The organism is Paenibacillus sp. DRB1-1 (assembly GCF_052119485.1).
GTDB classification, from domain to species: Bacteria; Bacillota; Bacilli; order Paenibacillales; family Paenibacillaceae; genus Paenibacillus; species Paenibacillus polymyxa_B.
In genome coordinates, this window is the sequence record NZ_JBODQH010000001.1 from 2,655,616 (window position 1) to 2,682,522 (window position 26,907).

General features: G+C 46.1%; 24 protein-coding genes. 15 read left to right on the forward strand and 9 right to left on the reverse strand.

From position 1 onward, the window contains the following. Positions 1 to 24: 24 nt before the first annotated feature. The 7 genes from ACQW03_RS11745 to ACQW03_RS11775 all read left to right on the forward strand — a co-directional run bounded on the left by ACQW03_RS11745 (position 25) and on the right by ACQW03_RS11775 (position 7,219). Positions 25 to 963, forward strand: coding sequence for an alpha/beta hydrolase (locus ACQW03_RS11745; protein ID WP_441949786.1), 939 nt, complete (start codon positions 25 to 27; stop codon positions 961 to 963). 299 nt (positions 964 to 1,262) lie between these two features. Beyond that, positions 1,263 to 2,219, forward strand: coding sequence for an endo-1,4-beta-xylanase (locus ACQW03_RS11750; RefSeq protein WP_441949788.1), 957 nt, complete (start codon positions 1,263 to 1,265; stop codon positions 2,217 to 2,219). A gap of 243 nt (positions 2,220 to 2,462) precedes the next feature. Further along, positions 2,463 to 3,014 carry a TetR/AcrR family transcriptional regulator gene (locus ACQW03_RS11755; RefSeq protein WP_071644045.1) on the forward strand — a complete coding sequence of 184 codons (552 nt, stop codon included), beginning with the start codon at positions 2,463 to 2,465 and terminating at the stop codon, positions 3,012 to 3,014. Next, positions 3,014 to 3,385, forward strand: a complete 372-nt coding sequence (locus ACQW03_RS11760; protein WP_053326462.1) for a DMT family transporter — start codon at positions 3,014 to 3,016, stop codon at positions 3,383 to 3,385. Before ACQW03_RS11755 ends, ACQW03_RS11760 begins: the two co-directional genes overlap by 1 nt. 322 nt (positions 3,386 to 3,707) lie before the next feature. Continuing rightward, the gene (locus ACQW03_RS11765) at positions 3,708 to 4,595 is read left to right on the forward strand and encodes a class I SAM-dependent methyltransferase (RefSeq protein ID WP_071644041.1); all 888 of its coding nucleotides are present in this window, start codon (positions 3,708 to 3,710) and stop codon (positions 4,593 to 4,595) included. Between the two features lie 161 nt (positions 4,596 to 4,756). Beyond that, the gene (locus ACQW03_RS11770; RefSeq protein WP_441949791.1) at positions 4,757 to 6,052 is read left to right on the forward strand and encodes a GntP family permease; all 1,296 of its coding nucleotides are present in this window, start codon (positions 4,757 to 4,759) and stop codon (positions 6,050 to 6,052) included. Between the two features lie 21 nt (positions 6,053 to 6,073). Then, positions 6,074 to 7,219, forward strand: a complete 1,146-nt coding sequence (locus ACQW03_RS11775) for a glycerate kinase family protein (protein WP_441949793.1) — start codon at positions 6,074 to 6,076, stop codon at positions 7,217 to 7,219. Positions 7,220 to 7,392: 173 nt separating this feature from the next. Here the strand turns inward: ACQW03_RS11775 and ACQW03_RS11780 are convergent, their stop codons facing one another. Together ACQW03_RS11780 and ACQW03_RS11785 are read right to left on the reverse strand one after the other, a co-directional pair. After that, entirely contained in the window at positions 7,393 to 8,388 is a 996-nt protein-coding gene (locus ACQW03_RS11780) for a CdaR family transcriptional regulator (protein WP_441952378.1), read from the reverse strand. Positions 8,389 to 8,714: 326 nt separating this feature from the next. Continuing rightward, positions 8,715 to 9,836 (reverse strand): RDD family protein, encoded by a 1,122-nt coding sequence (locus tag ACQW03_RS11785; protein ID WP_071644035.1) that lies wholly within the window; start codon positions 9,834 to 9,836, stop codon positions 8,715 to 8,717. Positions 9,837 to 10,056: 220 nt separating this feature from the next. Here ACQW03_RS11785 and ACQW03_RS11790 point away from each other — a divergent pair, with 220 nt between their 5' ends. Beyond that, positions 10,057 to 10,614, forward strand: a complete 558-nt coding sequence (locus ACQW03_RS11790; RefSeq protein ID WP_441952380.1) for a GNAT family N-acetyltransferase — start codon at positions 10,057 to 10,059, stop codon at positions 10,612 to 10,614. A gap of 48 nt (positions 10,615 to 10,662) precedes the next feature. On the opposite strand, the gene ACQW03_RS11795 is transcribed toward ACQW03_RS11790, so the two are convergent. Continuing rightward, positions 10,663 to 11,538: a GNAT family N-acetyltransferase gene (locus tag ACQW03_RS11795; RefSeq protein ID WP_441949795.1), complete on the reverse strand. Its 876-nt coding sequence runs from the start codon at positions 11,536 to 11,538 to the stop codon at positions 10,663 to 10,665. Positions 11,539 to 11,711: 173 nt separating this feature from the next. Between ACQW03_RS11795 and ACQW03_RS11800 the strand changes: the two genes are divergently transcribed. Then, a complete protein-coding gene (locus tag ACQW03_RS11800) occupies positions 11,712 to 13,664 on the forward strand; it encodes a BglG family transcription antiterminator (protein WP_441949797.1) in 1,953 nt (650 codons plus the stop codon). Positions 13,665 to 13,833: 169 nt separating this feature from the next. Beyond that, positions 13,834 to 15,840, forward strand: a complete 2,007-nt coding sequence (locus ACQW03_RS11805; protein WP_076292848.1) for a PTS fructose transporter subunit IIABC — start codon at positions 13,834 to 13,836, stop codon at positions 15,838 to 15,840. Between the two features lie 87 nt (positions 15,841 to 15,927). Here the strand turns inward: ACQW03_RS11805 and ACQW03_RS11810 are convergent, their stop codons facing one another. After that, positions 15,928 to 16,827 (reverse strand): DMT family transporter, encoded by a 900-nt coding sequence (locus ACQW03_RS11810; protein ID WP_441949800.1) that lies wholly within the window; start codon positions 16,825 to 16,827, stop codon positions 15,928 to 15,930. 107 nt (positions 16,828 to 16,934) lie between these two features. Between ACQW03_RS11810 and pdxR the strand changes: the two genes are divergently transcribed. Further along, positions 16,935 to 18,308, forward strand: a complete 1,374-nt coding sequence (gene pdxR, locus ACQW03_RS11815) for a MocR-like pyridoxine biosynthesis transcription factor PdxR (protein ID WP_076292846.1) — start codon at positions 16,935 to 16,937, stop codon at positions 18,306 to 18,308. 106 nt (positions 18,309 to 18,414) lie between these two features. On the opposite strand, the gene ACQW03_RS11820 is transcribed toward pdxR, so the two are convergent. Continuing rightward, positions 18,415 to 19,329 (reverse strand): phosphatidate cytidylyltransferase, encoded by a 915-nt coding sequence (locus tag ACQW03_RS11820; protein WP_071644023.1) that lies wholly within the window; start codon positions 19,327 to 19,329, stop codon positions 18,415 to 18,417. Between the two features lie 95 nt (positions 19,330 to 19,424). Here ACQW03_RS11820 and ACQW03_RS11825 point away from each other — a divergent pair, with 95 nt between their 5' ends. After that, the gene (locus ACQW03_RS11825) at positions 19,425 to 19,967 is read left to right on the forward strand and encodes a hypothetical protein (RefSeq protein WP_076292845.1); all 543 of its coding nucleotides are present in this window, start codon (positions 19,425 to 19,427) and stop codon (positions 19,965 to 19,967) included. A 17-nt stretch (positions 19,968 to 19,984) separates the two neighbouring features. Here the strand turns inward: ACQW03_RS11825 and ACQW03_RS11830 are convergent, their stop codons facing one another. Further along, the gene (locus ACQW03_RS11830; RefSeq protein ID WP_441949803.1) at positions 19,985 to 20,875 is read right to left on the reverse strand and encodes a diacylglycerol/lipid kinase family protein; all 891 of its coding nucleotides are present in this window, start codon (positions 20,873 to 20,875) and stop codon (positions 19,985 to 19,987) included. 138 nt (positions 20,876 to 21,013) lie between these two features. On the opposite strand from ACQW03_RS11830, the gene ACQW03_RS11835 reads away from it, so the two are divergent. Both ACQW03_RS11835 and ACQW03_RS11840 read left to right on the forward strand, forming a co-directional pair. Continuing rightward, positions 21,014 to 21,880, forward strand: a complete 867-nt coding sequence (locus ACQW03_RS11835; protein ID WP_441949805.1) for an SDR family oxidoreductase — start codon at positions 21,014 to 21,016, stop codon at positions 21,878 to 21,880. Between the two features lie 261 nt (positions 21,881 to 22,141). Then, complete coding sequence (locus ACQW03_RS11840) at positions 22,142 to 22,480, forward strand: zinc ribbon domain-containing protein YjdM (RefSeq protein ID WP_013312677.1); 339 nt, start codon at positions 22,142 to 22,144, stop codon at positions 22,478 to 22,480. A gap of 40 nt (positions 22,481 to 22,520) precedes the next feature. On the opposite strand, the gene ACQW03_RS11845 is transcribed toward ACQW03_RS11840, so the two are convergent. Further along, positions 22,521 to 23,276: an AIM24 family protein gene (locus ACQW03_RS11845; RefSeq protein WP_441949807.1), complete on the reverse strand. Its 756-nt coding sequence runs from the start codon at positions 23,274 to 23,276 to the stop codon at positions 22,521 to 22,523. Positions 23,277 to 23,525: 249 nt separating this feature from the next. On the opposite strand from ACQW03_RS11845, the gene ACQW03_RS11850 reads away from it, so the two are divergent. Beyond that, positions 23,526 to 24,578 carry an LLM class flavin-dependent oxidoreductase gene (locus ACQW03_RS11850; RefSeq protein WP_076292844.1) on the forward strand — a complete coding sequence of 351 codons (1,053 nt, stop codon included), beginning with the start codon at positions 23,526 to 23,528 and terminating at the stop codon, positions 24,576 to 24,578. Between the two features lie 102 nt (positions 24,579 to 24,680). Here ACQW03_RS11850 and ACQW03_RS11855 read toward each other — a convergent pair whose 3' ends face one another. After that, complete coding sequence (locus ACQW03_RS11855; protein ID WP_071644017.1) at positions 24,681 to 25,190, reverse strand: DUF1036 domain-containing protein; 510 nt, start codon at positions 25,188 to 25,190, stop codon at positions 24,681 to 24,683. Between the two features lie 80 nt (positions 25,191 to 25,270). Beyond that, positions 25,271 to 26,779: an aminotransferase class V-fold PLP-dependent enzyme gene (locus ACQW03_RS11860; protein ID WP_441949810.1), complete on the reverse strand. Its 1,509-nt coding sequence runs from the start codon at positions 26,777 to 26,779 to the stop codon at positions 25,271 to 25,273. Between the last annotated feature and the right edge of the window lie 128 nt (positions 26,780 to 26,907).

The window sequence follows — 26,907 nt, forward strand, 5'->3', positions numbered from 1 at the left end:
AAACCAAACATAGGAGTGATTTACGTGGATTTTGAAAATCGTTTGTACCCAGAGTTTAGGTCGGTAATTGCACAATTTCCTGGATTTCAACTGGAAGAAAATTTAGAACTGAGTAGAAGCTATTTGTCGAGTCCTCCCATTGAGCAGTCGGAGCACGTACGTACGACAAGCCGGATGATTCCGAGCGTAGCAGGCGAGATATTAGTCAAAACCTACGAACCTGCCCAGCGAGCTGACGTTAGGCTTCCGGCCATGCTGTGGATTCACGGGGGAGGCTATGTGATGGGTCATCCTGATATGGACGATGCTTTGTGCGAACGCTTCGTGCAGGCGGCCAAATGCGTCGTCGTATCGGTCGATTACCGACTTGCTCCTGAGCATCCCTACCCAGCTGCCATCGATGACTGTTATGCCGCTTTGACGTGGATGACCGACGAAGCGGAACTGCTGGGCATTGACTTAGATCGGGTCGCAATTGCCGGAGCAAGTGGGGGCGGCGGTCTGACCGCAGCACTTGCTTTAATGGCTCGTGACAAAGGCGGGCCAGCCCTCATCTTCCAAATGCCACTGTATCCGATGATCGACGACCGCAATGTTACGGCCTCAAGTCATGAAATTACGGCCGATAACGCACCATGGAACCGGAAGAACAACTTGACGGCCTGGAACATGTACTTGGGGGGTCGTAATGAAGACACCGAGGTGTCCCCATATGCGGTGCCGTCGAGAGCGGAAAGCTTGGCTGGCCTGCCGCCGACCTATACGTGCGTAGGCCAGCTCGATTTGTTCCGAGATGAGACGATCGAATATGTGGCACGTCTTGCCCAAGCTGGCGTAGACGTCGAATTCCATCTGTATCCCGGCACTTTTCACAACTTTGAGGGAATGGTTCCACAAGCAGAAGTAAGCCAACGTGCTAGCCAAAGTTATGTAGACGCAATTGCAAGAGCCCTTAATCCTTAAACTATTAAATGGGTAGTCTCCAAAGTGATATGTTCCCAAAAAAGTAGACAGGTTAAAACTTGCTACTGTAAGGGGAGCATATCACTTTTTGCATCAACCTTTTTTTGTCATTTCGGAGTTGTTTGGGATAAAGGAGCACCAGGTTTCCAGTCGCCCCGCAATGATGTAAGATTTTTCGGGTAAAATCTTTACTTTTACATGTAGCAGAAAACAACTATTCATTCTTATAATTGGGAATGTAAGCGCTTAATTTAGGAGAGATGGATATTATCAAATTATACGTGTGAGGAGGAGATTTTATGTTAAGAACTAAAGTGGGCAAGCTGGTGAGCAGTTTGGCGTTGGCGGGTGTGTTGTTATCTTCTGTTCTGGTCAACCAGGCTGATGCTGGACTGGCAAATGGAAGCAAATTTTTGGGGAATGTCATTGCGGGCAGTGTCCCTCCTAGTTACGGGACATACTGGAATCAAGTGACGCCGGAGAACTCGACTAAGTGGGAATCGGTTGAAGGCAGTCGTAACAACATGAACTGGTCGCAGGCGGATACCGCCTACAATTATGCCCGTAGCAATGGTTTTCCGTTCAAGTTCCATACGTTGGTATGGGGTGCTCAGGAGCCAGGATGGGTTAAAGGACTGTCGGCTGCTGATCAGAAAGCGGAAGTGACTCAGTGGATTAAAGCAGCAGGTCAGCGCTATCCGAATGCGGCGTTTGTAGATGTGGTGAATGAGCCGCTGCATCAGAAGCCGTCCTACCGCAATGCCATTGGTGGTGACGGGTCAACTGGATGGGATTGGGTCATATGGTCGTTTCAACAGGCTAGACAAGCTTTTCCGAATGCCAAGCTGCATATAAATGATTATGGTATTATCAACGACCCTTCTTTAGCCGACCAATATGTCAATATTATTAATCAGCTCAAGAGTAGAGGCCTGATTGACGGTATTGGCATTCAATGCCACCATTTCAGTATGGACAACGTCTCAGTCAACACGATGAATACTGTACTAAATAAGCTGTCGGCGACCGGATTGCCGATCTATGTGTCAGAACTGGATATAACTGGAAACGATAATACTCAACTTGCCAGATACAAAGAGAAGTTTCCAGTCCTTTGGCAAAACCCCTCAGTGAAGGGAGTTACGCTCTGGGGGTATATCCAAGGACAAACTTGGAAGGACGGTACACATCTGCTGAATTCTAACGGCACGGAACGTCCCGCGCTCCAATGGCTGAGACAATATCTGCAAAGATAAGCTATGGGTGGCACTTAAACCCCAACAGATGCGAACTTTTGCCAAATGTCTGGGCTGGATAGATGTTTATTTGAAGAAGTCTTGGCTGAAATGCTATACGCCCAAGGCTTCTTTTTATTTAGCTTAAACGTAACGTATCAAAACCTAATCCAACTCAATTAGGTTTACATACCCGATTCATAATTTCAAACCCACTTTAAATAAAACCGTCTGGACGGTATAATGAAGTGGGTGGTGATCAAAATGAATACAACTAAAAAAACATTAAAAAGAGAATTAATTCTTAAAGCGGCCTCCATAATTGTGCACGAAGAAGGAGTAGAGAAGTTAACGTTAGAAGCGGTGGCTAAGAAAGCGGGAATAAGTAAAGGAGGATTGCTTTACCATTTTCCGAATAAGGATGAATTGATTTTGGGAATGGTTGAGCAACTATCGACCAGCTTTGTCTCCGAATTTAATGAGAGAGCAGAAAACGATATGCATTCCAAAGGAAGATGGACTCGCGCGTATATGAATACATCATTTTCTGGCGATCGGAATGCAAGTGACCTGTATACCGCTCTCTCAGCAGCACAGTTTACAAACCCTCAAATGCTAAAGTTACTTCAGGACGAGTATGAGAATATCCAAAATAAAATTGAAAACGACGAATTAGATCCCGTTCGTTCCACGATAGTCCGATTAGCTATAGACGGCTTGTGGTTTACTGAAATGTTTGGGCTTGCTCCTCCTAATAAGGAAATGAGGCAAAAAATGATGGAAGAATTAAAAACATATATAAAGGAGAATGAATAATGGCTTATCTTTTCTTGGCAATCTCTATTGTTGGTGAGCTTATTGGAACTTCAATGCTTAAAGCTTCAGAAGGTTTTACCAGATTGTATCCGACTCTATTCACAATTGTTGCGTTTGTGATCTCTTTCTTCTTTATCTCCTTATCCCTTAAGACGCTCCCTTTAAATATGACTTATGCCATCTGGTCAGGTGTAGGGGCTGTTGCTACAACGCTTATTTCAGTATTGATTTGGAAAGAAAAAATCAATACAGGAAGTATCGCAGGTATTGCTTTAATTGTTATTGGCGTGGTGGTACTGAACCTATTTGGTGCAGGACATGGTGAGGCAAAAGCTACAACAGAAGCAACTAGTTCAATCGTTCAAAAATAAAATAAAAATTTTCGGGCCGAGGATACCAACACGCTTGAAGGCACAAGGGCATTCGTCGAGAAAGTCCTTGCGCTGTACGGCGTGAGGGTATGAATTGTAGTCATTTAAATTTTTTGATTGAATTACAGATATAATAAGTCTATAATATCTATTGTAGAATGCTTCATATCCACATACGTAAGGAGGGAGTTCTATAATTAAAGAGTTCTATGATTAAGGAGTTCAACAAGGACCGTCAGGTTAAATTTTTATGACATGATTTTTTATCATTGTAGATATTAGTAGACTTTAAAATCTGTTTAGTAGAAGGGAAGTCTAATTAATGACCCAGTCTTTATTTGATCCCGAAGTATGGAAGGCTGCTTGGATTAACGATCCGGAAGCCGGTGTAAATCGAATGCTTAGAGCGGGAACGGTACCGGCTCATTCATTTGATGATATGACGAGGGCAAGAAGCTTCCACGAGCAGGCATTTAATGAAGAGGGAATAAAGAGAACAACCAGAATTATGGGATGGCTAAGGACACAGGGAGTTACCTTTGAAAATTCCTCTATCTTGGACATTGGTGCTGCCTCCGGTGTCTTCAGTATTCCTTTTGCAGAGGAAGGGGCAAATGTTACCGCCGTTGAGCCTTCAGGACCGTTGACAGCCTTAATGGAAGAGAGTATTAAGCCATCGATAAAGGGAAACGTTAAAATCGTGCGGGAACAATTTGAGGAGTTATCTATTGAAACGAATGGATGGAAAAACAAATTCGATCTGGTGTTTGCATCTATGTGTCCAGCCATTTTCGGTTGGGAAATGGTAGAGAAGGCGCTCGCCTGTGCCAGCCAGTTTTGTTACATCAGTACGAGTGCTGGGCCTAAGGAGCATAGTCTGATTCAGGAACTGCGCCCTGTAGTCGGAATAAAAGAGGACCTAGTACAAACGTCAGATATGGCATATATCATCCAACTATTAAATATATATGGCTATTCTTTTCAAACCCTGATTACTCGTGAAACCCAAACGGTAATGATGTCGGTGGACGAGGCGGTAAAACATACATTAGGCTGGTTCTCATTCTTCGGGATGCCAACAGATGAACAGTCGCTACAGAAAGCAGAAGCCTACTTAAGAAAGACGTACGCAGGGAAGAGAATCCCTGTTCAGCAAGGAGGACGCTTTGGGAAAGTTCTGGTCCGAATAAAGGATCAGCATATGTATTAATCGTTTGGATAAGTAATATTATAAGTCCAGTTTCCGGAGAGGAAACATGGACTTTTTTATGTGCAAATGCACAATCAATTTCGTCTGTTCTTCAATATTTTTAACGTGCGGCAATCGATATAATGAAAGCGTAATCAAAAATTGCCCGGGGGGTTAGACAGATGGAAGGATTGACGATCAGTTGGATAGGAGCTCTGGCAGGGCTGGCTATTGCAATTATTTTGATATTAAGAAAGCTGAATCCGGTTTACGCTTTATTTTTGGGAGCTATTGTAGGCGCTTTATTGGGCGGAGCCAATCTGGAGCAGACGATCAGCGTGTTAATAAGCGGTACGCAAAGTGTGATGGGGACGGTCATTCGTGTGCTCGCTGCAGGTATACTGGCAGGTGTAATGATGGAATCCGGGGCAGCGGAGACAATTGCGCAGGCTATTGTAAAGAAATTTGGCGGCAGTAAAGCGATACTCGCACTAGCCTTGGCGACGATGATTATTACGGCGGTAGGTGTATTTATTCCCGTTGCCGTGTTGATTGTGGCACCTATTGCATTGTCGGTCGGTAACAAAATGGGGATTTCCAAGCTGGCGCTCCTGTTGGCTTTGTCTGGAGGCGGAAAAGCGGGGAACATCATCTCTCCCAATCCTAATACGATTGCAGCGGCGCGCGGATTTAATCTGGATTTAAGCCACGTGATGTTAGCGGGTGTGGTTCCTGCAATATGTGGTTTAATCATGACTGTTTTGGTGGCATCTATGTTGAAAACCAAAGGTGTGAAGGTGTCCGATCAGGATATCATGGACAGTGATGTCGATACATCGAAATACCCGGCGTTGGGACGGGCGATTGTAGCCCCGCTGGTAGCTGTTATTTTGCTGATGATTAACCCGATTGGTTCCATCTCCGGTATTGAAGCACTTTCGAGTTTCAAGGTGGACGCAATGTACATTTTGCCGATCGCCGGGATCGTGGGTATGCTGGCCATGGGACAAGGGCGCAATATCTTGAAGTATTCGGCCTCCGGTTTGAATAAAATGACGGCGACCGTGCTAATTTTGATCGGTGCAGGCGGGATTGCGGGTCTGATCTCTGCCTCCAACTTGTCTGCTCAGGTGGTTGGCCTGATTGAAGCTTCGGGAGTTTCCGGTACATTTTTGGCACCGCTTGCAGGTATTCTGATGGCAGCTGCCACGGCGTCCACCTCGACGGGAGTTATTCTGGCGACAGGCTCGTTTGGGGAAGCCATTCTGAACATGGGAACGGCCCCGCTCGCTGCAGCTGTGATGGTGCATACAGGAGCTACAGTCATTGATTCCTTGCCGCAGGGCAACTATTTTCACGTCACGGCAGACAGCATGAAGATGAGCATTAAACAACGGATGGGCTTGATCCCTTACGAAGCTATTGTGGGTGGAACGATGGCAATTGTAGCGACACTCATGTATGGATTTTTACTTTAATATTCACGATGGGGTGAGAAGATGAGAGAGAAAACATTTGTGCTGGCACCAGATTCTTTTAAAGAAAGCATGACGGCTAAAGAAGTGTGTATTGCGATGGAGAAGGGACTGCGCAAGGTCTATCCGTCAGCGAATTATGTCCACGTACCGATGGCGGACGGCGGTGAAGGAACGGTGCAGTCACTGGTGGATGCGACAGGGGGACAGATTCGTTATATCGAGGTGACAGGACCGCTTGGAGAACCTGTAACTGCTGCATACGGCCTGCTGGGAGACGGCACTACGGCGGCAATCGAGATGGCGTCCGCTAGTGGAATCCATCTGGTCAACAAGGATAACAAAAACCCGCTAAAGACAACAACCTACGGCACAGGGGAGTTAATCCGTGAATGTCTGAACCAGGGAATTCGAAAAATTATTATCGGCATTGGTGGAAGCGCGACGAATGATGGTGGTACAGGAATGGCGGAAGCGCTGGGCGCCAGATTTCTGGATGCAACAGGCAATACTCTTCCGCGCGGCGGCGGTAGTCTGGGCGAGCTGACCAGTGTTGATATTTCATCACTGGATGATCGCTTGCAGCAGGTACAACTGATTGTAGCCTGTGATGTGACAAATCCGCTGTGCGGAGAGCATGGGGCATCTCAAGTATTCGGGCCACAAAAAGGGGCAACTCCGGAGATGGTGCAGCAATTGGATGCCAATCTTGCTCATTACGCCGATGTGGTGAAGCAGCAGCTGGGCAAGGATGTGCGCGCTCTCCCAGGCGCAGGTGCAGCAGGTGGATTGGGTGCGGGCTTATTGATTTTCACTCAGGCGGCGCTGCAAAAAGGCATTGAAATTGTGATTGAATACACCGGTTTAAAACAAAAGCTCGCCACTGCCGATATCGTTTTGACGGGGGAAGGCGGTATTGATTTTCAGACCAAATTCGGTAAAACCCCGTATGGAGTAGCTCAGGCGGCAAAACAGTCTGGCAAAAAGGTCATTGCGGTCGCAGGTTATATCGGGGAAGGGATCGACACGTTGTACAAGGAAGGAATAGATGCGGTGTTCGGCATCGTACCGGGAGCCTCGGAGCTCGGTAAGCTGCTGGTCGAAGGGCCGCAAAACGTAGAGCGTACGTGCGAGAATATCGCAAGAGTACTTCAATTCAGCGAGAAATGAACAGATTGAGAAGCGGGCTATAAATATAAAACGTCATAATACAAATACGATATAATACGAGCGCTCGCCTGTAATCCCGAACTTAGCCAAAGCCGGATTGACTGAGAAACTTGGGAGTGACGGCGAGCGGAAATATGGTATTACTGGCGCATGCTCTGGCGTGACACAGCAGTTCATTGATACAGTGCCAATAAGCCGTGCGTAAGCTCAAAAAGCTGAAGGAGATTCCGGGGATCTTTACCGGTTAAGGTATGGATGCGCTTCAGGCGGTATTGCAGCGTATTTCGGTGAATATTTAATTCATCTGCGGTAAAGGAGACACTACCGTTATGGTTAATAAAGCTTCGCAGCGTATCCAGCAAATCCACGGTATCTTCCAGCTTGCTAACCAGATAGATTGTGTTCGTCAGGTTCGTTTGACTCAATCTGACCAGAAATTCGACTTCCGCAAAAGAAATTTTTTGCACAGGCGGGCGCAAAGCCAGTAAAACATTCATAGCTGACTTGGCTTGCATATAAACATCCGCAATGTTGTGCTCTTGTCTGCTGACCGTAATCAGCACATCGGGATGGCTACGCACAAGTGGCTCTAGCAGTTTGTCTGTCGGCTCCTGATTTTGTATTAGAATGAGATAGCAGTCTTCCTCCATACGAAAGGATGGATGCTGCATGAATATATTGGACAACTCGGCTAAATGAGCTGGATCAGCAGGCAGGTACTTTACATATACAGCCGAAGTTTTTAGAAGCAAATCAATGTGATATTGAGCTGCTTCTTTTTTTATTTTTTGCGTGTAGGCTCCCTGATGATTTAACAACATTTCCAGCACAGATTTTTTGCGGTTGGCTTCGTGGGCCAGATGCTCCAATGAGATGCGCTGTTCAATCAGGAGAGACACCGTCGTTTTAACAATATTGCAAAAAGGACGCACTTCATCAGGATTGCCTGAAATACCAATGACACCAACTAACTCATGATGAATGACAATCGGTTCATTGGTTCCCTTTTTCTCATAGTGGCCGTCCTGCCACACTTCAACCATTTTCCCAGTTTCGAGCGCCTGAACAGCGCCTTGGTGAATGGTTCCGATTCGTTCACTCTCGCCACTGCCAATGATGATGCCTCGTTCATTCATAATATTGATATTGTATGGAATATCCTTCATCATTTTGTCTACGATGTCTTGGGCTTGTTTTACGGAGAGCTGAAACAAATCAGGATTCCTCCTTTATCTATAGTAATGTACCACCTTTATGAAAGGGTTTCCAATTTATTGTGCATCTGAACAATATGATAAGGCAGGACGCTGAACATGTCAGTCAATTTTATCATAGATGTGAAATTGCAGCGTATTATGATAATCCATTAGATGATGTTATATATTTTAGTATTGAGTTGTAATTTAAGGAGGAGAGTATAGTTATACGTAAAAAACAGGGCTCTAAGGAGCACCTGCTTTTTGTGTCTTATCCTTTTTATTGCCAGCCACGCTGTCTAATGACGAACCTCGCGGAAGCTATAGGTAATGTCGTGCAGTTCTTTCTTTAAACGGCCGTCTTTAGACGCTGGTGCATATCCAAGCACCTGGTAGTACTTCTTTTCGGTCTCAATAATCGCTACATGGGTAACATATTTGTCCACATCTTTTTTACCTTTAATCACGAACTCAAGGGCAGGATATCCTTGAATGGTTGTGTTAGAGACAGGTCCTACACTGGATAGGTTCCACTCTTTGATTAAGTTATTTTCAGCTTTCTTACCATACTGTTGAAGAGTTATATTGCCCAATTGCTTTTTCGAGTGGGATAGTACCACGACGGACTTTTGGATGTACGGATTGAATATCGCTATCTCTGCTTTTCCTTCACGATCCGGGTCTGTTGACCAGTCCAATGGGGCCGTGATTTGAAATCGTCCATCTTTACTTATATAGCTTTGCTCTTTCTTGTTCACCGGAGCTTCAGGAGGCACGTAATTGTTTGCCAGTATAAAAATAGCATTTACAAACGAGGCCCCCAAGATCACCATTGCAGTAAAAAATATAAACAGCGAACGTTGCATTGTCTTTTTGCTAATCGGCTCTAAATCCCGTACCTTTACAACATATGTACCTGCAGCTAAATCACCAATTCGTTGTCTTGATGCAGTTACTAACACACTGATACCAGCAGGTATCCCACCCATTAGCAACGGATTGGTGTCTATTAGCCTGAGCAGCGTACGAATGAGTGATTTAAGAAAACCAGGAGGCTTTCCTTCCCCGTTAACTACCTTAATACGAAAAACGAACTTACCCAGCGTATAGCCTGTATAACCTTCCAAAAGCAAATAATAGCTGAAGAAAGCAATAAGCAGAATACAACGGGCTGCAATCGCTAAAGGCAAAAACCATCTATCCGTTATTTGAATGACAGAAATAAAAAAACAAATATATCCGATTACAAAAAATATGCAATCAAAAACCGTTGCTCCCCACCGTCTAAACAGAGTAGAATTCCCGTACGTTTTTGATATTTCGGCCATTCTATTGGTGTCTGCCCCATAATTTTGACCATGCCGAATGTACATCTGTCTTGCAGTTTCCTGCGGATTGTGTGATATGTGCTGTTCGTCCAAAAAATACACCTCTTCTTAATAATTAAAAACATACTCCTTATATTAACGGTCATTTTATAATCCATGTTTAGGAAAACATTCTATAAACAAAGAAATTATTATAAATATCCCTTCCTCTCACTTAGTCTATAATTGGAAGAAGAAAGTAACGATAGACTCGGGAGGCATAGGTATGCAAGAAAATCTGGCAAAAGTGAATAAGACGGCAAGAGGTGAGAATGTGAAAGGTGAGTTTCCGGTTATAACGACCGAACGTCTCGTATTACGAAAAATGGTAGCGACGGACAGCAAGGACATGTTGGAATACTTTTCAGATGAGCAGGTTATGAAGTTTTATGGACTGAGCCCGTTTGAGTCTGAACAGGATGCACTGGATGAGATCAGTTGGTATGATCAAATTTTTGAGACAGATCAGGGAACCCGCTGGGCTCTTCAAACCAATGAAGGTAAAATCATCGGTTCTTGCGGATTTCATAACTGGGATCAACGTCATCACCGGGCAGAAATGGGCTATGAATTATCCAGAGCCTATTGGGGCCAAGGGTTAATGTCGGAGGTACTTGCAGCTGTAATCGATTATGGGTTTAATGCCCTCTCATTGAACCGCATTCAGGCGCTAGTAGAGCCAGAGAATGCACAATCCTTGCGTTTGCTTGAAAAAGCGGGCTTTCGGCAAGAAGGGCTCCTCTCCCAATATGAATTTACGTCCGGGAAATATGATGATCTTTACATGTGCGCCTTAGTCAAATCAGAGTATATCAATCGTTCTCAGAAATGATAGATGTAGGTGGATCAAGCGGGGGAGCATGGATAGGAAGAAGGTTGATCATTGTACAACATGATCAACCTTCAGCGGCATACACATTTCATATTGCTCAATGGGGTCTTTCGAGAGACCTATTTTTTGGATAAAGGATTCAAGAGAGTCATTGTCGGACAGACAAATGTACACCTTCTCAATCTTTTGGATCTCTGCTGCTCTATGAAGGAGGGCGCGTCCTAATCCTTGGTTGCGATGCTTAGGATCGACCCAAAGAAAGTTGATTTTACCCTGAGCACTCATGCTCACCATGCCGAGACACGTTTGATTCACTTCGTAGATGCCGAGAAAAGCTTCCTGTGTACTGGTGGCGTAATAAGGTGTGTCACTTTGCCAATGGATGTGGCAGTTGGTGAGGGTCTTACGAAAAGCTGCGACGTCATCAAATGTAACTTCCTTAAGAATATACGAAGATGAGAGGGTAGCGGGTGGTGCGGAGGGCAGAGTGCCGTTGTAGTATTTCAGCGTATAGCGTGGCTGATAGCCTTGCTTTTCATATAATTTGACGGCCCGATGATTATCCTTGATGACTTCGAGCCATAGCTGCTGGCAGCCCGCGGAGATGGCTGTTTGTTTGTGTAATTCCAGCAACTTGCTGCTAATCCCCTGACCACGGTAAGCCGGAGCGACGCATAGCGTACCGCAACGCATGGTCTTGTACCCGTCGAACTGCCGGACACCGCCGAGAATTAAGCCGATCGGTTGATTCTCATCCATGGCAAGGAAAGAGTGATTCCGTGTATTACCCTCAGGACCAAAAAAACGTGCTGCGAAATCGTCCTGAACCGCGGTCAGCCGAATGGAATAATCCGAGAACCCAAGCGAAAATGCTTGAAATATGTGTTCCATGCTGACATCATTGCATCTCATATAGGTGATCACTGTTATTCCTCCTGAAAATCCAGTATATTTGGATTGTCTTATTATACACTCCTTATGTTGTTGTAAGGTTACAATTAGTATCGCCTAGCTATACTTAAAGTCAACACAAAACCAGCAAAAATATAGCTTGAAATGCCCTGGACATTCTTTATTTTGGAAGATGGGAGAATGGAATGAATAAAAGGCAAATGGAAATTTTACGCATGTTGTTAACTGAACCGGACCGGTTGTGGTTAGCGCAGGATCTGGCGGATCTGACCGACTGCTCCGAAAAGACGATCCGCAACGATCTGAAAGTAATTGAAGATTATATCGTTAAACATTCTAATGCCAATCTGGTGAGAAGGCCGGGACGCGGCATTTATCTGGAGATGGGTAAAGCGGATCAGAATGAATTGTTCCATCGACTGTATGCGGATGAGAGTACAGCCCAACACGAGTCCGATGAGGAAAGGGTGCTGCATCTCGCCTATCGGCTCTTGATGAATGCCAAGCCTGTGACCATCCAGGATCTAGCTTCACAGTATTATGTGAACAAGACGGTGATCCGTAGAGATATGGAAAAGATTGATGGCTGGCTGCACAGTTTTGACCTGGCCTTGATTACCAAGCAGCGCGTAGGCTTGACCATTCAAGGCTCTGAGAAAAATAAGCGAATCGCATTGGCGCGGATGAACCAGCTGATTGACAGTCCTGAGTTAACGGGACAGATGATGCGCAAACAGTTTGAATCGCACGAGATTACAACCATAAATTATGAATTAAAAGCATTTCAAAAACGCCATGAGCTCAGCTTTACTGACGAAGCTTTCGAAGCTCTAATGCTGCATATCCTTTTAATGGTCAAACGAACCAAGATGGGACAACCCATTTCTCTCTCCAAGCAGGACATTGCCTTTTTGCAGGAGAGACGCGAATTTACATGGGCTACATCTTTTTTGCAGCAGTTGCAAAAGTTGTTTGCCGTGCCTTTTTCCAAGGAAGAGACGGCATATTTAACTCTGCATCTGCTTAGTGGGAAGTTCCGTTACCAGCAGGAGGAAAGAAGGGGAAAACAAGGTGAGCTGGCAGATAGCCACCCGCTTTTGCCTGAGTTGATTGAGCGATTAGTCCGGCGGATGTCCGAGCTGAATATGATTGCCTTTTCCAAGGACAAGATGTTGCTGAAAGGGTTGAATGTCCATTTATATACGACCCTGAACCGTCTTCAATATGGGTTGACCGTGTCCAATCCTATGCTGGCCGAGATCAAGAAGATGTACCCCTACATGTTCGACCGGGTTATTATTACGCTGGAAGAGGTGGGGAAATGGATCCGGCTATCCTTCCCCGAGGAGGAAGCGGCGTATTTAACGCTGCATTTTCAGGCTTCTGTGGAGCGATTGCACCAGAGAGAGAGTCATCCCCAAAGAGCCATCATCGTGTGTCACATGGGCATCGGTATGTCCCAACTGCTGCGCACCAAGGTGGAACGTAAATTTCCGGCTGTACATGTGGAGACAACCCTTTCCAAAGCAGAAGTCGAGGATTATCTGGCAGCCCAGGAGGTGGATCTCGTCATTACCACTGTAGATCTCCCAGAGATGAACGTTCCGCACATTCTCGTCTCTCCCTTACTGGATGCCAAGGACGAGCGTCGGCTGGAGCAAGTGATTCGACGACTGGATGAGCCGGAACATAGGGCGGCAGAAGAATCTGTATTTTTTAAATATACAACACCTTTTTTGGTCTTTCCCCAGCAGGAAGTGCAGCATCCGGAACAATTGATCTCCAAGCTGGCGCAAATACTGGAGGACAAAGGATATGTGGAGCCCGGTTATGTGGATAGCGTACTGGCGCGAGAAAAAATGTCGGCTACGACGATTGGGGGAGGCATAGCCATCCCGCATGGCGGTTCTGAATGGATAAGGCAGTCCTCCATTGTAATCGCTACCTTGAAGCAGCCGCTTACCTGGGGAACCGAGAAAGTAGAGCTTGTGTTCCTGCTTGCGGTTAAACAGGATGGGCGGGAAGAGATGCGTCAGTTATTCAAGGAATTGTCCCTGATCAGTGAGCAACCTGCTTTGGTTCATGCCTTATCTAAGGAGACCGATGCAATGAGACTATTAGGGAAAATGAAGGGATAAACTAAAATCAAAAGCTGTGCTCTGGAGCAGGACTTATAGATAAGTCCTGTTTTTTGTCGGTATAATTCCGTTTTTCCGAAAGTTCCGGTAAAAAGTTCGTCCGATAACAGCAAGATAGGCGTTTATACTATCAATGTAAGCGGAAACAACAGAGAGAAGGGGAATGACTATGAAGATATTGGCGATTACCTCATGTCCTAACGGAATTGCACATACGTATATGGCAGCTGAGAATCTGCAAAAGGCAGCAGCAAAGCTGGGCATCGAGATGAAGGTCGAGACACAAGGCTCCATTGGAGTCGAAAATCAACTGACCGAGCAGGAGATCCGTGAGGCAGATGGCATTATTATTGCAGCGGATAAGACAGTAGTTAAAGACCGCTTCGTCGGTAAGAAACTGCTGGTCGTTGGCGTACAGGATGGTATTCGCCGTCCGGAAGAATTGATCCAGCGGGTGATGAAAGGCAATGTACCTGTGTACCAGGCAGAGTCACGTTCTGCCGAAGCTAGCTCACAAGAGAACAAACCGAAACAAAATCCCATCTACCGCCACCTGATGAACGGTGTATCCTATATGGTACCCTTCATCGTCATTGGGGGATTGCTCATTGCCATTGCGTTGACGATTGGCGGTGAGAAGACACCAGGCGGTCTTGTTATACCGGACGGTTCATTTTGGAAGACGGTTCAGGATATCGGCTCGGCTTCGTTTACCTTTATGATACCGATCCTCGCCGGATTTATCGCGATGAGCATTGCGGATAGACCGGGGCTTGCGCCGGGTATGATTGGCGGATTCATTGCTGCGAACGGCAGCTTTTATGGAAGTGAGGCGGGGGCTGGATTTATCGGCGGAATTATCGCTGGTTTCCTGGCGGGTTATGTTGCACTTGGGATTCGAAAAATTAAAGTTGGCCGAGCATTACAGCCGATCATGCCTATTATAATTATCCCTGTATTGGCATCGTTAATTGTAGGATTAATCTTTGTCTTTGTGATTGGTGCTCCAGTCGCACAATTGTTTGAAGCTTTAACAGGTTGGCTTGCAGGTATGCAAGGTACAAGTTCAATTCTACTAGCATTGATTCTAGGTGCGATGATCTCCTTTGATATGGGCGGCCCTGTGAACAAAGTCGCTTTCTTATTCGGTTCGGCTATGATCGGCGAAGGGAATTATGAAATTATGGGCCCAATCGCCGTTGCGATTTGTATCCCGCCAATTGGGATGGGACTTGCAGCGATGATCAACAAACGTAAATTTGCACCTGAAGAACGCGAGGCTGGAAAGGCAACATTCACGATGGGGTTGTTCGGTATTACCGAAGGTGCGATTCCATTCGCGGCGCAAGATCCACTACGTGTTATTCCCAGTATCATGGTAGGGTCCATGGTCGGCTCTGTCATCGCCATGTTGGGAAATGTAGGTGATAAGGTAGCTCACGGTGGACCGATTGTAGCTGTACTTGGTGCAGTGGACCATGTGCTTATGTTCTTCATCGCCGTTATTGTCGGCGTAGCCGTATCGGTTATCCTGGTGAGCTTGCTGAAAAAAGATATTGCAGCAACTGTAACTCTGGATGTTGCTGGGGAAGCGATGCCTGGACATTCTACCACAGGAGCTGGACAATCTGCGATTACTACAACGGCTGCTGCGGAGTCATCTGCATCAACAACTGTCACAAATAACGGGCCAGTCGTGTCTTCGCAAGCCATTCACATTGAGAAACTGACGGATATTGTAACGATGGATCTGATTAATTTGGATCTGGAAGGAACGACACGAGATGCTGTGGTTGATGAAATGATCGGAGCACTTGAGAGAACTGGAGCCGTAAGCTCTGCCAGTGATTTCAAACAGGCGATATTAGCCAGAGAGGAAGAAGGCTCCACAGGCATTGGAATGAATATTGCCATTCCTCATGGCAAATCGGAAGCTGTCCTGAAGCCAAGCGTGGTCTTCGGCATCAAGCAGGGTGGTGTTGACTGGAATAGCGCAGACGGAAGTGAAGCAAAACTGATCTTCATGATTGCCGTACCGCGCAACAGCAAGGAAAATGCGCATCTGAAAGTGCTGCAAATGTTATCACGTAAGCTGATGGACGATCATTTCCGAGAGGCGCTTCTAGTAGCTGCAACGAAGGAAGAAGCATACCAATTGCTGGATCAGGTGCATTAATTCAATGTGCTAAGAACTTGAATCAAAGAAGAGAGGCTCCCGAAGTTACAGCCGGGAGCCTCTTTTTTGAGAAGGTCTTTGCGTGCGTCAGCGGCGTTCACCGCGTGACATGAGCATGATGCCCAGAAACACAAAGCCTGCACCAGCTAGATGAGCAAATGAGAAGGATTCACGGAGGATGATATAGGACAGCAGTAGTGTGCTGACGGGAATACAACCCGTGTATACAGCTGCTATACTAGCCGGTACTCTTGATACACCCCGAAACCATAATACGTAGCCTAATGCGGTGACAAAGATACCATAATATAAGACTAGCCCAATCTCCCCTACACCAACGTGGTTAAAGTTGAACTGTTGGGCCTCCACAAAGGAACAAGCCAGGAACATGAAGAATGAAAAGAGTGTTATATACATGGTTCCGAGCAGGGAAGAGACTTGGCTGGATAGCTTCTTGCGTAACACTGTCAGTGCCGCTTCTCCGAACACAGCAGACAGAACAAGCAGCAGGCCAATGAACGAGGTTGCGCTAGGAGCATTGAACCAGAGCGCCGATATGTGAGGTACTTGCAGTGCCAAAACACCGAGCAGCGAACAGGCAATCCCTAGTCCGGAACGGAGCGCAATCTTTTCTCTCAGCAGCACATACGAAAGAAGTGCAACGATAGCTGGGGTTAAGCTAGTTAAAATTCCGCTTTCGGAAGCAGAGGCGTAGGTCAGCCCGTACAGCATTAGGACACGGAAGAGAAACATGCCGACCAGTGCTTGAATGAACAGGATTAAGGCATCCCGTTTGCTGATCCTTAGTGAATACTTCTTGATGAATACAATGGGTACCAAGAACAGAAGGGCAACAGCCAGACTGGCAGATTGCGATAAAAAAACAGGTAGCTGCATCACGACCAGTTTACCGACTACCACAGAACTGCCGACAATGGAGGTTGCGATCACTAATTCCATGTAAGTCGAAAAGGTTGGTTTGTTCATTTCATCTCACCTCTTGTACAGATATTGATATATACTGTAGCAATAGAAACTGGGCACTTGTAGATCCAGATGAAGAGGTTTTTGACAGTACCGCTTGGGGGGCAGCTATGTGGTTATCTATCGATAAGAATGTGACAGTTCCGATGCTGCGTCAGGTATATCAAGCAATACGGGACCGTATTTTAGCTGGAGAACTGAATGCAGGGTATAAACTTCCTTCGACTCGGGTGCTGGCCTTACAGTTGAACGTTTCTCGGAATGTTATCCTCGAAGCTTATGAAATGCTACTAGCCGAAGGCTTAGCCATTGCGCGCTCGGGTTCAGGTACCTATGTAGCCGAAGGGGCCGTCCTTCCAGGTTATGTATCCGCACCGTCTATCGAGGCCTCTGCGTCTGCAGTGGAATCTGCATATTCAAATGAGATGTCGGTAATTTCTTTCCGAACAGGCCTTCCTGCATTGGAATTATTTCCGCGCAAATCATGGGCTGACTTGCTTCAGAGCGTATGCAAAGAGGCTCCTGATCTGGCACTAGGTTATGGCGATCCTGCTGGAGAGCCTGAGTTACGCAGGGAGCTGGCCGACTATTTGGTTCACACCAGAGGAGTGAAAGCCAGCCCGGAACATATTGTAATCACTAGCGGAGCAGTACAAGCGATTCAGCTTGTCACCCGTCTGTTACTGTCAGCTGGAGACGAAGCCCTGGTAGAGGAACCGACAAATGAAGATTTAAAAAGCATTCTGGCGGCCACAGGAGCCACATTGCGGAGCATGCCTGTTGATGATTCGGGAGTTATAACAGCCGATCTGCCGCAAAAGAGACACCCCAAACTGGCATATCTGACACCCTCGCACCAGTTCCCGCTGGGAGGTATCTTGCCGATCCAAAGGCGGATCGAGCTTATTCAGTATGCAGCCCGGACAGGATGCCTTCTGCTCGAAGATGATTATGACAGTGAGTTCCGGTATGACGGGGCGCCTGTCCACTCCTTGCAGAGTCTGGACCCAGAACGGGTGCTATATGTCGGGACGTTTAGCAAAATATTGTTCCCCGCGCTGCGGATCGGCTATATTGTTCTTCCCCCGTCACGAGTCGCTGATTTTATCCGTTTAAAGCAACTGGCGGATTACCAGACAGCGAGCCTGGAACAAATTGTGTTGAGTCGGTATATCAGGAAGCGACTCCTTCATAAGCATGTACATAAGATGAAAAAAGTGTACGCCAAGCGTCGTCAGGTCCTGCTTGATAGCCTGGAACAGCATTTTACAGGGCAATACCGGGTATGTGGCCGATCGGCTGGTTTACATTTGGTAGCAGAGTTTCAGTTCCCACTCCGAGAGAATCTGCTAGAACATCTCCGTAGCAAAAATGTATTTGCGGCACAGCTCGAAGGAAACCGACTGCTAATGGGCTACGGGCATCTAAAGGAAAATGAAATTCGTGAAGGGGTTAGCAGGATTAGGAATGCCCTGCAACGGTAGTACACGCAAAAGCAGCCTATCCTTGGGTGAGGATAGGCTGCTTCTTTCACAACAAGATATCGTGTTCCATGATCACTATTCATACGAGGTTTAAGCCATGTAATCGCTACATAAAGTCAAAAAAATAACGGATTACATGAAAAAAGACGGGCGAGGTGTAGGTCAAGCTATCCACCCGACTTAAGTAGCTTTTTTTCAAAGCATCGAACTTATCATCATCGCCGATTAATAAATCCCGCTTCAGCACGGAAACCGTTAAGCTGCCGAAGAAACCGCTCAAGCTGATCAGCATGCCGAAAATAAGTCCAAATTTCAGGTCAAACGGCGTCAGATAGGGATAGATAAGATAGGAAGCCGCTATGGTTACGGGAAAAGCGAATGCGAAGCCTTCCCAAGTTATATTGGGATTGGATGTCGGGACGATTTTCCGCTTTCCGAAATAGAGTGATGCTAGATAGTGTACGACATCATTGAGCTGTGTCAGTACCACTAGAAAAAGTACAAGTTTCGCTCCGTATTGCGGCGTAGCAAACTGAAAATAGGCCAGATGACTCAACCCGAAAACCATCAGCATGAGTCCCCATTGGGTCGAGCTGACACTGCGCAAAAAACCAACCGTTCCTTTGTTGATCAATCGCGGGAGCGGTAGCAGCAAGAATACATAGATAGGGATAAAGACAATAAACATTCCGTACCACCCGATATAAATCCAATAAAATTGTACGGGAATCGCTAAGTACGCCCATAGAAACAATCTGCGATCCGCTTTTCTGGATCTAATCATGGAAAAGTATTCTTTTAGCGCAAAAAAGGTGAGTGCCATCAAGGAAAGCAGTGAAACGATCGGATTGAAAAGAGTTGCCAAGCAAAAGATAAAGAACATACCCCACCATGTCTTGATACGAAGCCCAATCGCTGCATAGTCTTTATCTGGCTGTGTTTTGACTACTACTATGTAAATCAGATGGATGACCAATAAGGCTGTAAAAATAAGGATTAACGTTAATAGCGAACTGTCCATTACCACTCACCAACTTATCGCGAAATAGGATTCCATTAAGGTTCCTATGTTATTATGAAGGAATAATTCAAACTTGATAAGGGGAAATTTCGTAAATGGTAGCAGATCAATCCGTCTTTATCTTGCTTACGAATACGGGAACGTTTCTTACGAGAGTCATTAAAAGCTATACGAGAGCGCCATACAATCACGCTTCCATTTCCTTCAACCGGGAACTTTCGGAGTTATACAGCTTCGGGAGAAAGACCCCTAATAACCCTCTGGATGGTGGTTTCGTTAAAGAGGATATTAAGACAGGTACATACAGCAGATTTCCGAATACAACATGTGTTATCTACGAGCTTCAAGTAACCGACCGTGAAGTTGAAAAAATGAAGCGAGTTTTACATGTATTTATCCGAAGTCGTCAAAAATATATGTATAACTTACTGGGTTTGATTGGTATTGCACTCAAAGAGCCAGTCGAGTTCAGCAATTCTTATTTTTGTTCGCAATTCGTCGCAGAAATTTTACAGCGATCTGGCATAAAAATATGGAACAAGCTGCCCGCTCTTGTTACGCCAGACGATTTTCGTCAAAGTGATCGATTCCATTTGGTCTACGAGGGGAAATTGAGCGAGTATGATCCTCAAGCTTGAGGACCAGCACCCATTACTTAAACCTCTTCCGGCACAATTACCTCAATATGACGTGGTAAAATACCAAGCTCGATAGGCAAAGACGGCCCTTCCTCACCATCTACATTCGTACTGACCGTTTCTGCAGAGCTGACACTTACATGCTTTGCGATAAAGTAAACGATATCACTATGATCCTTCAGGTTGCCTAAAAATAAGGATATGCTGGCCGTCACGGTGTTCAATATATTGAGGTTTTTGAAAATAAAGCAGTGAAGCAGACCATCGTCAACAGCCGCATCGGGCGCCAGTTTCTCGAATCCGCCAACTGAGTTGGTTAAAGTAGCCAAAAAGAGCGGGGATTTCCCTTCCCAGGTTTTGTCATCGTAGTTGACGATAAGTGAGTGGGCAGGATGGCTGATAAGCTCTTTCATGCCTTCTTTGACGTAGGCAAACGTGCCAAACATGGATTTATCGTCTGATGATACAGCTGATAGCGATTCAGCAAGCGAACCTGTGGCAACCACATTGGCAAACATCCGGCCGTTTAAGAGACCCATATCTACGTTTTTCACGCGGGTAGAAGTCAGTGTACGGATTGCCAGCTCGGGACTTAGCGGAATTTGCAAGGCACGGGCAAAATCATTGACTGTCCCAAGGGGGATGACGCCCAGTCTTGGACGGTGGTCTTGATCAATGAAACCGTTGATTGTTTCGTGAAGTGTGCCATCCCCGCCGATGGAAACGACTAGGTCACAAGCTTCCTCGCACGCATTGACGCAAAAACGAGTGGCGTCCAGTTCCTTTGCCGTCTCTTTAACCGTAACAGCGTATCCTTGATCACGTAGAATCTCATCTATGCTTCTGACATGTTGGAGGGATTCCTCTTTGCCGGAAGAGGGATTTACAATAAGCATAGCTTTCTTCATATACATGTTCCTTTCTCTAGGGAAGGTTTGGGTTACCAACTCTTACCCGAAAAGCAGACCTTTAGACTCTAGATTAGACATGTGTTATATTTTTAGTTACTATATAAAAGTAAATACAATTTGAGTGGAGGATTTCATATGAAAATTGCATTAACAGGAGCAACGGGGCAACTGGGTTCCATCGTGGTAGATACGTTACTTACGTCTGTCTCCGCAAACGATCTTATTGTTAGCGTAAGAAATCCAGAAAAAGCAGAGAACTTACGGTCCCGTGGTGTTGACGTTCGTCATGGCGATTTTGATAAACCGGAGACGCTGGATCAAGCGTTTGCTGGAGTAGATCGACTGCTGATTATATCCGCAGATGGGGATAATGATACTAGAATCCGTCAGCATAAAACGGCTGTTGATGCTGCCGTGCGTGCTGGAGTAGGCTTCATCGTTTATACTAGCGCTGCTAATGCCGCTGACAGCACTCTATTCCTTGCGCCCGTACATCGTATCACGGAAGAGTTCATTCGAGAGTCAGGTATTCCTTACTCCTTCTTGCGTAATAATTGGTATCTGGAGAATGAGGCAGGCACGATCCAATCCGTACTCGCGGGGGCTCCTTGGCTAACCTCGGCAGGGTCCGGTAAAGTAGGTTGGGCTACCCGCGCAGATTATGCGCAAGCAGCTGCAAATGTTTTGTCTGGCGAAGGGCATGAGAATACAATATACGAACTCTCCGGTAAGCCGATTACCCAAGAAGAGTTTGCAGCGGTACTGGCTGAGGTTCTGGGCAAAGACGTTCCTGTACAGCAGGTGGATGATGCTACGTATGCCGAGGTTATGCTCGGTGCGGGAGTCCCGGAAGGTGCAATCCCTATTGTGGTCGGTATTCAACAAGCGATTCGTGAAGGAGCCTTGGATGTCGTAAGCAACGATTTCGAGAAGCTGTTGAAACGCCCCCTTACGCCGCTTAGTCAAGGAATTAGTGAACTGATCAAGCAAACTCAAGCATAATAAACGTGCCATAAAAAAGGATGCTGCCTAGGAAGGCAGCATTCGTTTTAGTTGCATGTTCACCTTTGGGCATTTTCAGTAGACAGAACGCTTACATATAAGATACAACAATACTCAGATTAGTTTCATCAATGAGTGGAATCGTGACGGATTATCCAATATACTTGTAGGGAACTCCAAGGAAGACTTGGAGCAGGCTTGGTCTATCAAGGAAGCTTAGCATAGCAGTAGAATTTGAAAATGAATGGAGTACATAATACCATGTCTAATTTACCAAATTGTCCTGAATGTAATTCAGAGTACACTTATGAGGATCGCAGTCTTTTCATTTGCCCGGAATGCGCTCATGAGTGGTCTACCGAGTCAGAAGCAAGCAGTGAAGACGTAAAGGTTGTTAAAGATGCGAATGGTAACATCCTGCAGGATGGTGACTCTGTAACGGTCATTAAAGACCTTAAAGTGAAGGGAAGCTCATCCGTCTTGAAAATCGGCACCAAAGTAAAAAACATCCGTCTGGTGGATGGCGATCACGATATTGACTGCAAAATTGATGGTTTTGGAGCAATGAAGCTAAAATCGGAGTTTGTAAAAAAGAATTAAAGTGTAAGAAAGGAGAAGCCGAGGGCTTCTCCTTTTTTATTTATAATGGTGCTAACCATACGGTTCCTGTTCCCCTGTACACATTTACCAGCCCTTCGCCGGAAGCAGCCGAGCCCATTTTGGTTTTCCCGGATTTTTCGACGGTGAACTGTAAGGTATTGGACCACATGAGGGCAAAGTTACCATCCACCTTCAGCACATCATTTTGCAATTCTATAACCACCGCTTCCTCGGAAGGGATTGGCGCCTGAAGTGCCAGAACTCCTTTTCCGCGGGCGCTTAAATTAAATAAACCTTCTCCACCCAGTGCGGCAGAGGAAAGATTACTACGTGCAACGACGGAAATGTCCAGCGTCGTGTCACAAGCTAAAAACAAGCCGTCTTCGATGGCAATATCATCATTATCGACATCAATAAGCCAAATATATTGGTAGGTAGGCTCCAGCATAATGGTACCCGTGCCTCTATAGTGTGGTTTAATGGCGCCTGTTCCCGTTACAGCACCGGACACCAAGTTTCGCATCAAGCCTCCAACGCCTTTTACACCGGTAGTCATTTCCATGCTACCCACAGTATATTGCATGGCCCCCGCCTTCATCATAATCTCACTATTGTTGATTTCGATCATGAGCTGTTTGCGGCGCATGTTACTTTTACTCATATAGTAATTGTCTTTCGCAGCCATAACCGAGGTAGAACTCAAATCTGTTATGTATTCTAGTACCGTAAATCCACCTAATTGGTCAGTGATGGCAACATTGCTGTTATCCTTTAAATTATTAATGACAAAAACCATAAATGTATGTGCCTCCTTGTTGTATTCATGTTGTGGGGATGGGAATCTTCTTTATTCCATAAAATATTCGACAAAGAGACTTCTTTTCCTGCGAAAAATCCGGCACCACCCTGGGCTGTTTTTTTAGATTAGAAAAGGAGGGGTTGAAAAAGCTGCAAAAAAGGTTCAATATAAAGATATCGGTTTTTAAAATGATTGGCTTCGAAAGCAGCCGTATAAAAATAAGGAATAAAACAGGAGGTATAACAAGTGGAGATAGGGATAAGCACATTTGTAGAAACAACGCCGGATCCCCAAACGGGTGAGGTTATCAGTCACGCACAACGAATACGTGAAGTGGTCGAGGAGATTGTGCTTGCAGATCAGGTAGGGCTGGATGTGTACGGCGTGGGTGAGCATCATCGTAAAGATTATGCGGCATCTGCTCCGGCCGTGATCCTCGCTGCTGCTGCTGCACAGACCCAACGAATTCGTTTAACCAGTGCAGTTACGGTGCTTTCATCAGATGATCCCGTGCGTGTATTTCAGGATTTTGCTACACTGGACGGTATTTCAAATGGGCGAGCTGAGATTATGGCAGGCCGGGGTTCTTTTATCGAATCGTTCCCGCTATTCGGGTATGATTTGGATAACTACGATGAGTTATTCGATGAAAAACTGGAGCTGTTATTGAAAATCCGAGAATCCGAGAAAGTCACCTGGAAGGGCGGACATCGGCCTGCAATTCACAATTTGGGCGTTTATCCGCGTCCGGTTCAAAATCCGTTGCCCGTATGGATTGGGAGTGGGGGGAATCAGGAATCTGTGGTTCGTGCAGGCTTGCTCGGATTGCCGCTGGTTCTGGCGATTATTGGGGGTAGCCCTGTACAGTTTGCCCCGTTGGTGGAACTGTATAAAAAAGCCGCTAGGCATGCCGGTCATGATGCATCGCTGCTACCGGTTGCATCACACTCACATGGTTTTATCGCAGAGACTACTGAGCTGGCAGCGGATAAGTTCTTCCCTTCCACTCAGCAGAGCATGAATGTGCTTGGGCGTGAACGTGGTTGGGGCCCTTACACTCGTTCCAGCTTCGATGCCGCACGCAGCTTTGAAGGAGCGTTGTATGTAGGCGATCCCGATACGGTTGCCAAGAAAATCATTCATCTGCGTAAACAGGTAGGCATTACACGTTTTCTGTTGCACGTACCCGTCGGTACGATGCCACATGATGATGTCATGAGAGCTATTGAGCTATTGGGAACAGAGGTAGCACCACGGGTTCGTGAAGAGATATCCAAGTGGGAATCCGAGAGTAAATAAGCGGGTTACCTCATAGATAAAAGAGAAAGGAGCAGGCCATGGGGGTGAGGTCGCTCCTTTTTTGGGTTCTAAAAAAACTATGCGAGCTGATCAGATCATTTTTTATTTGGTCCGTTTTTTATGCGTGATGCGTTTCTGTAATTGAGGCTTCCCTTGTTTTAGTCTCTTAGGTTTTGCAGGAACTCTGCGCAAAATAGGTTTCTCTTGGGTTGCTTTGGAAGGCAATGTCATGCGGAGTGTGGATGATGCAGGTTTTCTTTGACTGCTGCTCGTTACAAAGTTGATGGTGTAGTCCAAGACGAACGGACTAACTGCGATTCTCCGCAGTCCCACGCTTCTACAAGTGGTACAGCCTGTATCCCAGCACCAATTGAAGGCATTCTCAGGAACTTGAGTGAAGTATGTCCCCCTCCATTCGCGTCCAAAATCATCTTCGGCGTAATAAAAGAATGTATTACCTCCTGCGAAGCCGCTCCAAACCTGAATAGTCTGTCCAGGGTTAACACGGTACCAGCCTGCTTTAGAATAGTTAACAGGACTACAGCTGAAGTCCGGGTAGGCAAAGACTACAAAGATAGCCGCATTAGTACTGTTGCGAAAATTGAGACCCATTGTCGTCACTTCTTTCCTCATATAGTAATTTACAGTGTATCCTATGAGAGTTTTGAAAGAAGGGAACGGACATGAGTCTCTTAATCGCTGAAATTGAACCATTTGCTGATGTCTATTTTGTGATGTTCATTCATAGATCGCCATTCGTTTGATTCTGGTTGATAGGTATAATCTTTTTGCCAGGTCATGATGTTTTCCACGATTGCCCGTATGGAAGAGGCGATATAGGAGACTTCCTGATTCGTCATCATGGGATGGAGCGACAGACGCACCCAGCCCGGTTTTCGAGATAAGTCTCCCGCATGGATCAGGTCTGTCATTTGTTTAGATGTTTGCTGGTCGATGCCCAGCAAATAATGTCCGTAGGGGCCTGCACAAGAGCAGCCGCCCCGGACCTGAATGCCAAACCGATCATTCAATAGTTTTACAATCAGGTTATAGTGAATATGGCCGACAACGAAAGAAACGATTCCCATTCGTTCTTGGCTACTCCCTCCTAAAATGTGTAGGTCTGGTATGGTACTCAAGCTCTTTAGTAATAATGATGTCAGTTCCTTTTTGCGCTCCAACAGGCGCTTCTGTCCCATTTGTTCCTTCAGCCGAATGCAGAGCGCCGTTCGAACGGCCTGTAGAAAGGCAGGCGTCCCTCCATCCTCACGGGCTTCAGTATTATCTTTATACTCGTATCCACCCCAAGGATTGGTCCAGCTAACTGTGCCCCCTCCTGGCTGATCCGGAGCACAATTGAGGCACAGCCTCGAATCCATAATTAAAACGCCGCTTGTACCGGGACCCCCAAGAAATTTGTGGGGGGAAAATACAATCCCGTCCAGTTTCTCAAGGGGATCTGTGCGGTGCATGTTGATCTCGGCATAAGGTGCGCTTGCCGAGAAATCAACAAAACAAACGCCACCATGTTCGTGCATTTTGCGGGCTAGCTGGTAAATCGGCACTTCGAACCCTGTAACATTGGAGCAGGCGGTAAAGGCGCCGATTTTGATAGGGCGATGCCGGAATTGAAGCAGCAGTCGTTCGAGATGAGTTGGATCGACAATCCCGCCGGGACCCGGAGGAAGACAGACAACGTCACCAATGGTTTCTGCCCAGGAAATATGATTGGAATGATGCTCCATGTGTGTAACGAAAATAACGGGACGTTCTTTTTCGGCGATGGGGTAGAGGGGCTTTAATTTTTCATGTATTTTCAATCCTAACAATCGCTGAAGCTTATTCACTGCACCTGTCATACCTGACCCGGCGAACAGGATGATATCGTGCTCATTGGCATGAACGTGGCTCTTAATGATTTGTTTCGCTTCTTCATAGGCTTGGGTCATCAGAGTTCCTGTCAAATTAGACTCCGTATGCGTGTTCGCCACAAAAGGGCCTAATTCATTAGCTATTTTCGACTCGATGGGTCCATACAGACGGCCGCTGGCTGCCCAATCCGCATAAATCAGCTTTTTTTGCCCATATGGAGATTCAAAGGTCTGGTGATATCCGATTGTACTTTCACGATACCTTTGGAAATAAGCCTCGTTAGAAGGCTGATACCTACAATTACTGCTTCCAATTCGAGCCATGAGCATACGGCGCCTCCCAAGTCGTTCTGTCTTCTTAGGGTACGTAGGTAGGCCCGAATAGGTTAAAAAAAATAGGCGAGTGTCATCATTTAGTCACAATAAAAGCCTCATCCAACAGCCGGATAAGGCGCAAG